This window comes from Pseudomonas sp. A125, from assembly GCF_055409485.1.
On record NZ_JBUZVP010000007.1, the window covers coordinates 182,807 to 196,669 of the forward strand.

The 13,863-nt window shown below is 61.6% G+C and carries 13 protein-coding genes; 5 read left to right on the forward strand and 8 right to left on the reverse strand.

Going from position 1 to position 13,863, the window contains the following annotated elements; genetic code table 11:
• Nucleotides 1-7: 7 nt before the first annotated feature.
• Genes creB through creD form a run of 3 tightly spaced genes read left to right on the forward strand, consistent with a single transcriptional unit; the run spans nt 8 to nt 3,499 of the window.
• The gene (gene creB, locus ACZRN6_RS12020; RefSeq protein WP_464008018.1) at nt 8-676 is read left to right on the forward strand and encodes a two-component system response regulator CreB; all 669 of its coding nucleotides are present in this window, start codon (nt 8-10) and stop codon (nt 674-676) included.
• Nucleotides 676-2,115, forward strand: coding sequence for a two-component system sensor histidine kinase CreC (gene creC / locus ACZRN6_RS12025; RefSeq protein WP_464008019.1), 1,440 nt, complete (start codon nt 676-678; stop codon nt 2,113-2,115). The genes creB and creC overlap by 1 nt, the downstream gene beginning before the upstream one ends.
• A 52-nt stretch (nt 2,116-2,167) precedes the next feature.
• Entirely contained in the window at nt 2,168-3,499 is a 1,332-nt protein-coding gene (gene creD / locus ACZRN6_RS12030) for a cell envelope integrity protein CreD (RefSeq protein ID WP_464008020.1), read from the forward strand.
• 223 nt (nt 3,500-3,722) lie between these two features.
• Here creD and ACZRN6_RS12035 read toward each other — a convergent pair whose 3' ends face one another.
• The 8 genes from ACZRN6_RS12035 to ACZRN6_RS12070 all read right to left on the reverse strand — a co-directional run bounded on the left by ACZRN6_RS12035 (nt 3,723) and on the right by ACZRN6_RS12070 (nt 12,598).
• Nucleotides 3,723-4,352, reverse strand: a complete 630-nt coding sequence (locus ACZRN6_RS12035) for a glutathione S-transferase (protein ID WP_464008021.1) — start codon at nt 4,350-4,352, stop codon at nt 3,723-3,725.
• A 35-nt stretch (nt 4,353-4,387) separates the two neighbouring features.
• Nucleotides 4,388-4,564, reverse strand: coding sequence for a hypothetical protein (locus ACZRN6_RS12040; RefSeq protein ID WP_177116634.1), 177 nt, complete (start codon nt 4,562-4,564; stop codon nt 4,388-4,390).
• Nucleotides 4,561-5,664: a PepSY-associated TM helix domain-containing protein gene (locus ACZRN6_RS12045; RefSeq protein WP_464008022.1), complete on the reverse strand. Its 1,104-nt coding sequence runs from the start codon at nt 5,662-5,664 to the stop codon at nt 4,561-4,563. Before ACZRN6_RS12045 ends, ACZRN6_RS12040 begins: the two co-directional genes overlap by 4 nt.
• Before the next feature lie 62 nt (nt 5,665-5,726).
• Nucleotides 5,727-8,135, reverse strand: coding sequence for a TonB-dependent siderophore receptor (locus tag ACZRN6_RS12050; protein WP_464008023.1), 2,409 nt, complete (start codon nt 8,133-8,135; stop codon nt 5,727-5,729).
• 241 nt (nt 8,136-8,376) lie between these two features.
• The gene (locus tag ACZRN6_RS12055) at nt 8,377-9,354 is read right to left on the reverse strand and encodes a FecR family protein (RefSeq protein ID WP_322147993.1); all 978 of its coding nucleotides are present in this window, start codon (nt 9,352-9,354) and stop codon (nt 8,377-8,379) included.
• Nucleotides 9,351-9,869: an RNA polymerase sigma factor gene (locus ACZRN6_RS12060; protein ID WP_322147992.1), complete on the reverse strand. Its 519-nt coding sequence runs from the start codon at nt 9,867-9,869 to the stop codon at nt 9,351-9,353. The genes ACZRN6_RS12055 and ACZRN6_RS12060 overlap by 4 nt, the downstream gene beginning before the upstream one ends.
• 102 nt (nt 9,870-9,971) lie before the next feature.
• Nucleotides 9,972-10,679, reverse strand: coding sequence for a 3'-5' exonuclease (locus tag ACZRN6_RS12065; RefSeq protein WP_464008024.1), 708 nt, complete (start codon nt 10,677-10,679; stop codon nt 9,972-9,974).
• Nucleotides 10,676-12,598 (reverse strand): putative nucleotidyltransferase substrate binding domain-containing protein, encoded by a 1,923-nt coding sequence (locus ACZRN6_RS12070; RefSeq protein WP_464008066.1) that lies wholly within the window; start codon nt 12,596-12,598, stop codon nt 10,676-10,678. Before ACZRN6_RS12070 ends, ACZRN6_RS12065 begins: the two co-directional genes overlap by 4 nt.
• 247 nt (nt 12,599-12,845) lie before the next feature.
• On the opposite strand from ACZRN6_RS12070, the gene ACZRN6_RS12075 reads away from it, so the two are divergent.
• Both ACZRN6_RS12075 and ACZRN6_RS12080 read left to right on the forward strand, forming a co-directional pair.
• Nucleotides 12,846-13,292 (forward strand): response regulator, encoded by a 447-nt coding sequence (locus ACZRN6_RS12075; protein ID WP_464008025.1) that lies wholly within the window; start codon nt 12,846-12,848, stop codon nt 13,290-13,292.
• Between the two features lie 135 nt (nt 13,293-13,427).
• Nucleotides 13,428-13,853: a hypothetical protein gene (locus ACZRN6_RS12080; protein ID WP_464008026.1), complete on the forward strand. Its 426-nt coding sequence runs from the start codon at nt 13,428-13,430 to the stop codon at nt 13,851-13,853.
• The last annotated feature ends 10 nt before the right edge of the window (nt 13,854-13,863 follow it).

Below are 13,863 nucleotides of genomic sequence, written 5' to 3' on the forward strand. Positions count from 1 at the left end.
GATCACCATGGCGCATATCCTGATTGTCGAAGACGAAGCGGCCATCGCCGACACGCTGATTTTCGCCCTGCAAGGCGAGGGCTTTACCACCACCTGGCTGAGTCTCGGCCAGGCGGCGTTGGCCCATCAGCGGCAAACCCCGGCGGACCTGGTCATCCTCGACATCGGCTTGCCGGACATCACCGGCTTTGAAACCTGCAAGCAACTGCGGCGCTTCAGCGAAGTGCCGGTGATGTTCCTCAGCGCCCGGGACGGCGAGATCGACCGCGTGGTGGGCCTGGAGATCGGCGCTGACGACTATGTGGTCAAACCGTTCAGCCCGCGAGAAGTAGCGGCGCGGGTACGGGCCATTCTCAAGCGTGTGAGCCCAGCGACGGCAACGGCGGTGTTCCAGGTGGACCAGGAACGCATTCAGATCAGTTATCGCGGCCAGCCCCTGAGCCTCACGCGCCACGAGTTTCGCTTGCTGCAAAGTCTGCTGGAGCAACCCGAGCGTGTCTTCAGCCGCGAGCAACTGCTGGATGCCGTAGGCGTGGCCGCCGATGCAGGCTATGAGCGCAATATCGACAGCCACATCAAAAGTGTGCGCAGCAAACTGCGTGCGGTGGCGCCCGACGCCGAGCCCATCCAGACCCATCGCGGCCTCGGCTACAGCTACAGCCCGGGCAACAGCTGATGCGCCTGGGGATTCGCTTCTTCCTGGTGTATGCGCTGTTTATCGGCCTGACCGGCTATTTCGTCCTCAGCACCGTGATGAAGGAAATCCGCCCCGGCGTGCGCCAGTCCACTGAAGAAACCCTGGTGGACACTGCCAACCTGCTGGCGGAGATTTTGCGCGACGATGTGAAAAACGGCACCCTCGGGCAGAGCCATTGGCCGGAACTGCTCAAGGCCTACGGCGAACGTCAGCCCGGCGCCAACATCTGGGGCCTGCCGAAAAACCAGGTCAACCACCGCATCTACGTCACCGACGCCAAGGGCATCGTGCTGCTGGATTCCACCGGCGAAGCGGTGGGCGAGGACTACTCGAAGTGGAACGACGTGTACCTGACTTTGCGCGGCGAATACGGTGCACGCTCCACCCGCAGCGAACTGGACGACCCGACCTCATCGGTGATGCACGTCGGCGCGCCGATCCGCGATAACGGGCAGATCATCGGCGTGGTCACCGTGGCCAAGCCCAACAGTTCGCTGCAACCCTATGTGGACCGCACCGAAGACCGGCTGCTGTGGTACGGCGCCGGGCTGGTGGGCCTGGGCCTGCTCTTCGGTGCGTTGTTGTCATGGTGGTTGAGTGTCGCGCTGCGCCGGCTGACGGCGTATGCCCAGGCGGTCAGCGAAGGCCGGCGCGCCGAGTTGCCGCACTATCGCGGCGGTGAGCTGGAGCAGTTGTCCACCGCCGTTGAGCACATGCGGACCCAGCTGGAAGGCAAGGCGTATGTCGAACGTTATGTGCACACCTTGACCCACGAATTGAAAAGCCCGCTGGCAGCGATTCGCGGCGCGGCAGAGCTGTTGCAGGGCGACATGTCCCATGATCAGCAGCAGCGTTTCGTGAGCAATATCGACAGTGAAAGCGCGCGCTTGCAGCAGTTGATCGAGCGCCTGCTGAACCTGGCGCAGGTGGAACAACGCCAGGGTCTTGAAGATCAGCGCAGCATGCCGCTGGCGGCGCTGGTGGACGACGTGCTCAACGCCCAGTGTGCCCGCATCGAAGGCGCCGGGTTGCAGGTCGAACAGGCGATTGCAGCGGATGTGCAGGTGTACGGCGAGCCGTTCCTGCTGCGCCAGGCGCTGGGTAATCTGCTGGAGAACGCCCTGGATTTCACCCCGCCCGGTGGCACGTTGCGGTTCAGTGCCCGGGCCTTGAATGACGGCATCGAATTCACCCTGTTCAACCAGGCCGAACCGATTCCCGAGTACGCCTTGCCGCGCCTCAGCGAGCGCTTCTATTCGCTGCCGCGCCCGGCCAGCGGGCGCAAGAGCACCGGCCTTGGGCTCAACTTTGTCGAGGAAGTGATGAAGCTGCACGGCGGCTCATTGCAGATCGGTAACGTGCCCGGCGGCGTGCAGGTAAACCTGCATCTCCACACAGTCTCCACATTCCCTTCATAAACCCCCCTTAAGCGCCCGCCAGACTCTCCCCCATCAAAACAGGGAGAGCTTCATGAACCGCAATCTGCTTTTCAAACTGGGCGCCATCGCGCTGCTGATCGTGCTGTTGTTGATTCCGTTGCTGATGATCCACGGGGTGATTACCGACCGTCAGCAACTGCGCGACGACGTGTTGCAGGACATCGCCCGCAGCTCCAGCTACAGCCAGCGCCTCAGTGGCCCGGTGCTGGTGGTGCCGTATCGCAAGACCGTCCGGGAGTGGAAGCTCAATGAAAAGCTCAACCAACGCTACGAAGAAACCCGTGAGGTGCGCGGTCGTCTGTATTTCCTGCCGGAGCAATTTGCGCTCGACGGCCAGGTGCAAACCGAAGTGCGCGCCAGGGGCATCTACCAGGCGCGGTTGTTTCACGCCGACAGCCGTGTCAGCGGGCGGTTTGTGCTGCCGGAGCAATTGGGCATCAAGGAAAACTTTGCCGATTACCGGTTTGACCCGGCGTATCTGGCGGTGGGTATCAGTGACATTCGCGGCATCGAAAATGCGTTGAAGCTGGAGCTGGGCAGCCAGCAACGGGCGTTTTCCCCCGGTACTCAAGTGGCGTGGCTGGGGGAGGGCGTACACGTGATGCTGCCCGAGCAGGACAGCAAGAAGCCGGCGCCCTTTGACTTCGCCTTTGACCTGCGCCTGCAAGGCACCGAGCAACTGCAAGTGGTGCCGGTGGGCAAGACCAGCCAGGTGAAGTTGGCGTCCAACTGGCCGCACCCCAGCTTTGTCGGCAACTTCCTGCCGGCCCGGCGCGAGGTCAGCGCCCAAGGCTTTACCGCCAATTGGCAGACCACATTTTTCTCCACCAACCTGGAAGAAGCACTCAGCGGTTGCCTGGCCGAGCGCGGCTGTGACGACTTCAACAGCCGCAGCTTTGGCGTGAGCTTCATCGACCCGGTGGACCAGTACCTCAAGAGCGACCGAGCGATCAAATACGCGCTGCTGTTTATCGCCCTGACGTTTGCCGGTTTCTTCCTGTTCGAGGTGCTCAAGGGCCTGGCGGTGCACCCGATCCAGTACGCGCTGGTGGGGGTTGCCCTGGCGTTTTTCTACCTGCTGCTGTTGTCGTTGTCCGAGCACATCGGGTTTGGCCCGGCGTACCTGATATCGGCGGCGGCCTGTGTGTTGCTGAATGGGTTTTACGTTTGCCATGTATTGCGCAGTGTCGCCCATGGCCTGGGGTTTTCGGCGGGGTTGGCGGCGTTATATGGCGTGTTGTACGGGCTGTTGAGTGCCGAGGATTACGCGTTGTTGATGGGGTCGTTGTTGCTGTTCGGGTTGCTGGGCACGGTGATGGTGCTGACCCGCAAGCTGGATTGGTATGGGGTGGGCAAGCGATGAGTCGGTCGTTGGGGTTGCGGGAGGATCAGCAAGAGGGCGCGCAGTTAGTGGTGAGGATTAACGCGCTGTTCCCTGTGGCCCGGGAGCTTTTTGTGGCGAGGGAGATTGCTGTGGCGAGGGAGCTTGCTCCCGCTGGAGTGCGAAGCGCTCCCAGGATTTTTGGGGCCGCTGCGCACCCCAGCGGGAGCAAGCTCCCTCACCACAAGATAACCTTCGCAGCCGGTCAGGCCGGTGGCTGGGTCTGGAGCATCGACGGGCGCTGACTCACCTCGGCATACCACGCCGACAGCTTGGGATGGCTCGACCGCCACTGCATGTCGGGGTGACGGAAGTCCAGGTAAGCCAGCGCACATGCCACACCGATCGCCGCCACATCAAACGGCCCGGTCAGTTCGGCGATGGCGTCTTGTTCCAGCATGTCGAGGGCGCGGCGGATCTTGTCGCGTTGGCCTTCCAGCCACAGGTCCCAGTGTTTATCCACCGGGCGCATGGCGGTTTCATAGCGCACGAGCACGGCGGCATCCATGATGCCGTCGGCCGTCGAGGCCAGGGTCAGGCGCCGCCAGCGGGCCGGGCCGTCCCGAGGGATCAGCGGCGTGCCGGCATGTTGGTAGTCGAGGTAATCGAGAATCACCCGGCTGTCGTGAAGCGCATTACCGTCGGCCAGGCGCAGGGCGGGAATCTTGCCCAGCGCGTTGTCCAGGATCACCTCGGCGTCCGGTGTCACCGGTGTCGGCCCGCAGGCTTGCAAGGTCACGCGGTCCAGTTGGCCGGTCTCGTGCAACAGCACCCGTACTTTGCGCACAAACGGCGAGGCAGGGTTGTGGAACAGCGTCATGCTGGGGGTGGACATGGGCATTCCTCGGAATAGGGCAGCGCTAATCTATCTCAACGCTTGAGCAACGCCCAGCTACCAATTGCAGCCGGAATGCCCAGGCCGACCCAGCTCAACGAATCCCACAACCCATCCCCCAGCAACGCCGCAAACAACCCGGCGGCACTCAACAGCCCGATGGCCAGCGGAATGCCGAACACCTTCCAGAAATTCGACTGCCGCGGCTTCACGACTTGCCTGCCTTGCGCCGCACCAGCCACAGGTATATGCCGCTGCCCAGGACGATGATGGTCAACACATCCAGCACCGCCCAGAGAACTTTCATTGGCATGCCGCCGTAGTCACCAAAGTGCAGCGGCTGGGACATGCCCATGGCGTCCATGTACCACGGCCGTTCGGCGATGGCGGTGACGTGCAGGTTGCTCGCATCGATCAACACCGGCGTCAGCAAGTGCGAGGTCAGGTGGGTGCTGCCTTTCATGAACACTGCGTAATGGTGCTCGCTGGAAAAGCGCGTGCCGGGGAAGGCGATAAAGTCCGGCTCCATGCCGGGCGCGGCCTTGGCAGCAATCGTCAGCAGGTCGGTGGCCGGGGCGCGCACGGTCAGTGGCGGGGCGTTTTTGTAGGGTTCGATCATCGCGCTGAGGCTGTCGGTGCGCCAGGCGGCGATGATCAGGTCGGCGCAGGCGCTGATCACGCCAGTCACGCCCACCACCAGCGCCCAGGTCAGGGTGACGACGCCGATCAGGTTGTGCAGGTCGAGCCAGCGCAGGCGCGTGGATTTGTCCTGGCGCACCGTGGCGAACTTTAGCCGGCGCATGAACGGCAGGTACAGCACCGTGCCGGAGATGATCGCCAACACAAACAGAATGCCCATGAACGCCAGCAGCAATTTGCCCGGCAGCCCGGCGAACATGTCGACGTGCAGGCGCAGCAGGAACATCGTCAACCCGCCGTTGGCCGAAGGGGTTTCCACGGCTTCGCCGGTGCGGGCGTCGAGCATGAAGGTGTGGGAGGAATTGGGTTCAGTGCCGGCGGTGGCGGCCATGATTGCGATCACGCCGTTCTTGTCGTCTTCGTCCCAGGCCAGGTATTGCATGGCTTCGCCGGGGCGATGGGCCTGGGCCTTGGCCACCAGCTGTTCGAGGTTCAGCTGTGGGGTGTCGGCCGGCATCTGTGCCAGCTCGGGCTCGTTGCCCAGCAGGTGGTCGATCTCGTGGTGGAAGATCAACGGCAGGCCGGTGAGGGCGAGCAGCAGCAGGAATACGGTGCACACGAGGCTGGTCCAGGTGTGGATGAAGGACCAGCGGCGGATGGTTTTGCTTTTCATGGGGCATCCAAATGCAAAAGGGTCACGGAGCGACCGTGACCCTTGGTTACTACCTTAGCGGGTTACCATTTGTAGTTCACAGCGGCGACTACGTTGCGCTCGTCCCCGTAGTAGCACCAGGCACCGTCGCACGTCGACAGGTAGTCCTTGTTGAAGATGTTCTTGGCGGTAACATCCACCGAAACGCCCGCCAGGGCCGGATTGATGCGGCTCAGGTCGTAATGCACGGCAGCGTCATACACGGTGTATGAACCCACATGACCATTGGCCGTGTTGGCGGTGTTGCCGTAGGTGTCGCCTACGTAACGTACGCCAGCGCCAACGCCGAAACCGTCCAGCAAGCCCGAGTGCCAAGTGTAGTCAGACCACAGTGAAGCCTGGTTGCGCGGCACCAGCTTCATGCGATTGCCCTTGTCGTCACCTTTAAGAATTTCGGTGTCGGTGTAGGTGTAGGAACCGACCAGTTTCAGGTTGTCGGTGACTTCAGAAGTGGCTTCCAGCTCCAGGCCGCGCACGCTGATTTCGCCGATCTGGCTAGTGACGTTGTTTTGTGTGACAGACACGTTTTGCTGGCGCAGATCAAACACAGCAGCGGTCAGCAGGGTTTTGCTACCCACTGGCTGATACTTCACACCCACTTCGGTCTGTTTGCCCTGGGTCGGCTTGAACGACTCGGTGGCACTGGCGCTGGCGCCAGCCGTGGGCTGGAAGGACTCGGTGTAGGAGATGTACGGGGTAATGCCCGAATCAAACACGTAGCTCAGGCCAGCGTTACCGCTGAAGGCTTTATCGCGCTGGGTGTTGGTGGCGTCATTCATGTTGAAGAATGTGGTGCCAGTGTGAATCCAGTCTTCCCGGCCGCCGAGGGTCAGGCGCCACTTGTCCAAGGCAATTTGGTCTTGGGCATACAATCCGGTTTGCACCGTCTTCTGGTTGTAGTCGTAGAAGGTGAAAGGTGTGCCGGCTGGGCGTGGCTGGTTGTAGATCGGACGGTTCGGGTTGATGCTCGCGGCGCTGCCTTCGATCCAGTGGTAATCGGTATTGCTGCGCTGGTGATCCAGGCCCAGCAACAGGGTGTGGCTCAGGGCTCCGGTCTGGAAGTCGGCCTGGAAATTGTTGTCCACGGCCAGTTGCGCGATGTCTTCGTCAACCTTGTCGTAGATTCGCGCCAGCATGCCGTCCGGGCCTACAGCGGTGTCGCCGTAGCTGGAATAGGTGGTGTTGAAGGCAAGTTCGCTCTTGGTGTAGCGCAGGTTTTGCTTGAACTGCCAGACATCGTTGAAACGATGGTCAAAGGCATAACCCAGGGCGTAGTAAGTGCGATCGTAGTAATCCTGATCCGGCTCGCCGAGGTTTTTGTGATGGGAAATCTTGCCCGCTGGCGAAGGCAGCTTGGTGCCTTGCAACGGCAGGAACTGACCACTGATACCGGTATCGTCGCGGGTGAACTGCGAGAGCAGGGTCAGGTGGGTGTCGTCGTTGATGTTCCAGGTCAGGCTCGGCGCAATGTTGTAGCGCTTGTCTTCGATATGGTCGATGGGCGTGCCGCTGTCACGTACCACCCCGTCGACACGGTAGAGGAACTGGCCTTCATCATCGATCTTGCCAGTGCTGTCGAAGCTGATCTGCTTGCGGTTGTTGCTGCCGACTTCGGCGCGTACCGCGTGGCTGTCTTCGGCTTGTGGGCGACGGCTGACCATGTCGAGCATGCCGCCCGGCGGGGTTTGGCCGTAGACCGACGATGCCGGGCCGCGCAGCAGGGTGATGCGGTCCAGGTTCCAGGTCTCCTGTTTCGGGTTGGCGTAGGAACCCTTGGGCAGTGGCAGACCGTCTAGGAACTGGGTCGGTTCGAAGCCGCGCACGCGCAGCCAGTCGGCCCGTGCGTCGCTGCCGTAGCTGCTGGCGATCACGCCTGGCATGTAACGCACGGCGTCATCAAGGTTCTGTACACCGCGATCTTCCATTTGGGCTCGGGTGATTACGGACATCGAACGTGGGGCTTCGACAATGGCGGTGTCGGTCTTTGTGCCGGCGGCGGTGCGCGTGGCGACGTAACCATCAACCGGCCCCCATGCACTTTCCGCATCAGCCTGCCCGGTAATACTGGTCTGCGGCAACGCCACGACCCCATCCGGAATCGCTACCAGGCTGTAAGTGCCCGCGCTGCTTTGCTCCAGTTGCAGCCCCGTCCCGCGCAGTGCTTCATGCAGCGCGCCCTGTGCATCGAACTGGCCTTTAACCGGCGCCGAGGTTTTGCCCGCCGCCAACCCAGGATTAAGCGTCAGCGCCAAACCCGCCTGGCTGGCGATCTGGTTCAGGGTGGTGGCCAGCGGCGCGGCCGGCAGGTTGTAGGCACGCACGCTGGACGCCTGTTCGGCAGCGACCAGCGGGGTGCTGGCGAGCGGGGCGCTGAGGGCAATGGCCACGGCTAACAGGCTGGGGCGCAACAAGGTGTCTAGCGTGCGGGACATGGGGCGGCTCCTGAATGGAAATATTTCTCAATTGCCTATGTGCCGAACGAGATGCAGAAAGTGATAGGGCTGAATGAAAATAATTTGTATTTGGTCCGCATCGGTGGCTCCAGGCGCTATTTTCCGTAGCAGCTGTCGAGCCTGAGCGAGGCTGCGTCGGGCGCGACTCAGTGCGATGCCAGGCGAAGGTTCGGCAGCGCTGCCAACGCAGTCTCGCTTAGGCTCGACAGCTGCTACGCGGCTATTGCGTGGGCGGCTTGGCCTTTACGGTGACCCACCACGGCGTGTGCTGCTCGATTTGCACCGGCAAGGTGGGCAGCAGGGCGTTCAGCGCCAGGTTGGTGTCGTGCAGCGGGAAGCTGCCGGTGATCCGCAGGTCGGCCACCTGTTTATCCACGCCCAGGTAGCCGGTGCGGTAGCGGCTCAGTTCCTCGACCACATCCCCAAGGCGGGCGTTGTCCACCACCAGCATGCCGCGCGTCCAGGCGTCGGTGCCGGGGTTTACGGCCAGCATCGGGCCGAGGCCGTCGCGGCGCATCAGCACTTGCTGGCCTTCCTTGAAGATCTGCTCTTGGTGCAGCGCCTCAGGCTGCGCGCCGACGGCGGACTGCAACACGCTCAGGCGCGTGCCGTCGTCTTCGCGCTTGACGATAAACCGGGTGCCCAAGGCGCGCAGGCTGCCTTCGCGGGTTTCGACAAAAAACGGGCGGGCGTCGTTGTGGCCGGTCTCGACCAGGATCTCGCCCTCCTGCAATACGATCAGCCGGCGTTTCTCGTCAAAGCGCACGTCGATGGCGCTGTGGGTATTGAGGTTGATCACCGTGCCGTCCGCCAGCTTCAGGGTGCGCTGCTCTCCGGTGGCGGTGCGCTGGTCGGCCAGCCAGTAGTTGATCGGCATGTAGCGCTGGCCGGCGAACAGCACCAGGCCGCACACCAGCACCACACTGGCCAGGCCGCTGCCGAGCTTGCGCACACGCTGGCGAATGCCCTCGCGGGACTGCATCAACGCCACCCGCGCCGGGCCGGAGGCCACGCTGAAACGCTGATCCAGCATGCCCAGCTGGCGCCAGGCCCTGGCGTGTTCTTCGTCGCTGGCCAGCCATTTGGCGAATTCTTCCTGCTCCACGGCGCTGCCGTCTCCCGAATCCAGGGACAGTTGCCAGGCAATGGCGGCATCGAGCACACGTGCCGAGACAGGTTTGGAGCTGACCGGGCTCATAGCGGCTCGCCATACAGCGCGATGTAGCACTGGCGAATGCCCTGGGCCAGGTATTGCCGCACTCTGGGCACGGACACCCCCAGGCGCTGGGCGATTTCGGCGTGGCCCATGCCATCGAGGCGGTTATAGAGGAAGGCGGCGCGGGCCTTGCTCGAGAGTTTGCCCAACAGGCGGTCGATGGCCTTTAGGTCTTCGAGGATCAGTTGCTGTTCTTCTGGTGACGGATGCTCGCTCTCCGGGATCAGCATCAACTCGGTGAGATAAGCCTGTTCCAGCGCGGCGCGGCGGAAGTAGTCGAACAGCAAACCCTTGGCGACGGCCACCAGAAATGCCCGGGGTTCGCGGGGTGTGCGCAGCTCTTCGCGGCCCAGCAGGCGCACGAAGGTGTCCTGGCTCAGGTCTTCGGCGCGGCTGGGGCAGGCCACGTTGCGTCGCAGCCACGCCAACAGCCAGCTGCGATGGTCGCGGTATAACGCACCAACTAGCTCACTGTGGGGACTTTGGATGGACGACAAGGCGACACCGATCGGAAAGTTGAAACTAACGAGAATTATTCGCGATTGTGTCAGAGCTGTAGGACGGGTGCAATTGGCGTTGGTCGGGTGATGGCTCCGTGTTTAAAAAGTCGGTGCTTGTTTGCGGCGTTTCCATTGCCCGAGCTTTTGCTGCAAGGCCAGGGGGCTGTTGATCTGTTGTTGGCGAGCGCGGTTGAGCAAAATCAGCATCAATTCGGCAGTGGCCAGGGCGTCGGCGCTGGCGTGGTGGCGTTCGCCCACCTGCAAATGGAAGTGCTGAATCCAGTCATCCAGCCCGGCCTCGCGAATGTTAGCTTCGGGGCACAGCAGCGGGGCGATGTCGGCTACGTCCATAAACACGTGGTTTAGCCGATAGCCCAGGCTGTCTTTCAGGGCCCGGCACAGCATGTGGTGGTCGAAGGGCGCATGAAACGCCAGCAGCGGGCTGCCGCCGACAAACGCCATGAAGTCCAGCAGCGCCTCGGCCGGATCGCAGCCGGCGGCAATCGCACTGGGCCCCAGGCCGTGGATCAGCACGCTGGGACTCAGTTTTGTTTCGGCCCGTTGCAGGGTGCGTTCAAACAGTTGGGAGAAGTCCACCGCGCCGTCTTCGATTACCACTGCGCCAATCGACAACACCTGGTCGCGATTGAGGTTCAGGCCGCTGGTTTCCAGGTCTACCACCACCCAGCGCTGCGCGCGCAAGGGGCGTTCGTCCAGTAGCGCCGGCTTGGGCAGTTGCGCGACTCGTTGCTGTTGCGCCGCATCCAGCCCGGGTTTCGCCTTACGCCACCAATTGAAAAGACTCACAGCTGATACCGCAACGTCAGGCTGCTTTGCAGGCGTTGGGCCTGGCGCAGGGATTCGCGCAGGATGCGCCGGTCGAGGTGGTTGAGGCTGTCGGGGTCGACGCGGTTGGAGTACGGCAGGTTCTCGCGGGTTTGCAGTTGGTGCTGTTGCATGCGGGTTTGCTGGATAAAGTGGTAGGCCTCTTCATAGGCTGCGCCGTCGAGGCGTTCGATGACTTCCCTGGCCACCAGTTGGCGCAGGCGCTCCAGGGTGTTGATGGCGCTGATGCCGTTGGCCAACGCCAGCAGCCGGGCACCGTCGACAAAGGGCGTGAGGCCCTGCACCTTGAGGTCGAGTGTTGCCTTGTCGGCGCCTTTGCGTGCCAGCACAAAATCCCGGAAGCGCCCCACGGGTGGGCGCTGGCGCAACGCGTTCTCGGCCAGCATGCGCTGGAACAGTCGGTTGTCTGCCACCTGCTCAAGAATGCCCTGGCGCAATTGCTCGCACCCTTGCTCGTCGCCCCAGACCACCCGCAGATCAAAATAGATGCTCGACCCCAGCAGGTTCGCAGGCGTAGCTTCGCGGATAAACCCGGCAAAACGCCGCGCCCATTCGGCCCGGGACAGGCACAGCTCAGGGTTGCCGGCCATGATGTTGCCCTTGCACAGGGTAAAACCGCACAGCGCCAGGCTTTGGTTGATCTGTTGCGCCAGAGGCAGCAGGCGGCCACGAATCTCGGCGGCCTCGGCAGCGTCCCGGGCCTCAAACAGAATGCCGTTGTCCTGGTCGGTATACAGCGTCTGCTCGCGACGGCCTTCGCTGCCGAAGCACAGCCAACTGAACGGCACACCGGGGTCGCCCTTGTCGGCCAGGGTCAACTCGATGACGCGGCACACGGTGTGGTCGTTGAGCAAGGTGATGATGTGGGTGATCTGCGTGGACGACGCGCCGTGGGCCAGCATCCGCTCCACCAACTGGCCGATTTCGCCACGGATAGCCACCAGGTTTTCGACCCTTGGCGCGTTGCGAATCGTGCGGGCCAGGTGCACCAGGTCCACGCGTTGCAGGGAAAACAGGTCGCGCTCGGACACCACGCCACACAGGCGCTGATCCTTGACCAGGCACACGTGGGCAATATGCCGTTCGGTCATCGCGATCGCGGCGTCGAAGGCGCTGTGGTCTGGCGTGAGGAAGAACGGCGCCTGGGTCATATGGCGCTCGATGCTCTGGTTGAAGTCGCTGGTGCCGTCGGCCACCACCTGGCGCAGGTCCCGCAGGGTGAAAATCCCCAGGGGCGCCTTGTGCTCATTGACGATCACGATGCTGCCGACTTGCTGCTCATGCATCTGCGTGACGGCTTCGCGCAGCGGCGTCAGCGGGCTGCAAGTCACCGGATGACGCATAGCCAGCTCGCCCAAGCGGGTGTTCAGCGAGTATTGGGTGCCGAGGGTTTCTACGGCTTTTTGCTGGACTTGCTGGTTGACCTGATCCAGCAGGCTGCTCACCCCCCGCAAGGCGAAGTCACGAAACGCACTGGAAAGGGCGAACAACTTGATAAAGGCAGGCTTGTTCAGTTGCAGGCAGAAGGTGTCTTCAGCGGCTTTATGCTCGGTGCGGGTCGCTCGCTCGCCCAGCAGCGCCGCCAGCGGGAAACATTCACCGGTGGTGATTTCAAACGTGGTTTCTGTTGAATCCGGCCGCTCGCCGACTACGCGCCCTTGCTTGACGATATAAAAGTGTTCCACTGGCCCGCCCGACGGCTTGAGAATGCTCTCGCCGGGCCCGTAGAAGCGCAATTGGCACTGCTCGACCAGAAAAGCCAGGTGAGCGTTTTCCATCTGGTTGAACGGCGGGAAGCGCTGCAGGAATTGCAGGGTGCCGTGGATGTTCTGCAACACAGCGGTTTTGCCCGCTTGTGTGAAAGCATCAGCTTTACTCATACCTATGACCGCAGTTTTTTTGTCGTTATCGTGCTTCATGGTCGACTCCTGCGCTGCGGGTGCCCATTGGACGTAAGTCTAGGTAGCGCTATAACCGACCCCTGCTAGGGAAAAACCTTACATGAATATCGTCCAAACCCCGTAGAACGCCCACTAGGAAAACTTTCCGACGAAGTGCACATTGTTCACCCTTCCAGTGATGTCTGAGTTCTGTGCTGGGAGATTGATCAGAACTGCCGAGAAACGTATGTCCGACCACGATATTTTGAGTGATGCCGAGCGCGAGGCCCTGAGCGCTGTTATGCAGGAGCCGGATTTACCGCCACAACGGGTTTTGATCGTGGATGACGACAAGGACGCGCGCGAACTGCTGGCAGAAATTCTGGGCCTGGACGGAATCCGCTGCATGACCGCAGACAGTGGTGAGGCGGCGTGGGACCTGTTGAGTTCCAGCAGCTCCATTGGCCTGCTGATTACCGACCTGCGCATGGCGCCGAGCAACGGGCTGCAATTGATTCGCCAGGTGCGCGAGTCCACGCGTGCGGCGCTGCCAATCATTATCATGTCGGGGGACGCTGAAGCGCCGGACGTGATTGATGCCATGCATTTGAGTGTGGTGGACTTTTTGCTCAAGCCGATTGATAGCGTGAAGTTGGCGAAGATGGTGAAGCGGGAGTTGGGGATGGCGTCCTAGACGGTGCCATTGGTCTGATTTCGCGAAGAACTGTCAATTCTGACAGTAGGAAAGTATCGAACTTCGCACGTTTACTGATTAGGAGGGTGTGGGTCGCAGGCCTGCACCTAATCAATTCGTGGACAGGAGTTCATCATGAGTACTGAAAAATTCGATATCGATGAGAAAGAACTGCACAAGGCCAAGACCTTAAGCCGTGGTGTTGCTAGTATTGAAGTTTCGCGAAATGGCGCCGTCAGTCATGTATTTGTGCCTACAGACGTCTTTGGCTATCTCTCCTGGAGCGCTCTGGACGGCGCAGTTGAGAGTGTTCGTATCTCCTACGGAAGCGACTTGAAAGCCGGGCCACATGAAAGTAAGGCTCCATTTATTAATGTCACCTATCGCGATGCCGACGGCCATTCATACCATCAGCCTGTGCTGGGTGACCTCACTGTGCTGGTCGATCGTCCGGAGTTCGGTACGACCTTCAAGCACGTCGGGAAACTTAAAGACGTAAAGTTTGAATCGGACGAAGGAACGGTCACGCTTAATGGGAACTACACCGTTGAGTCCGATTGAGATCCCAAAC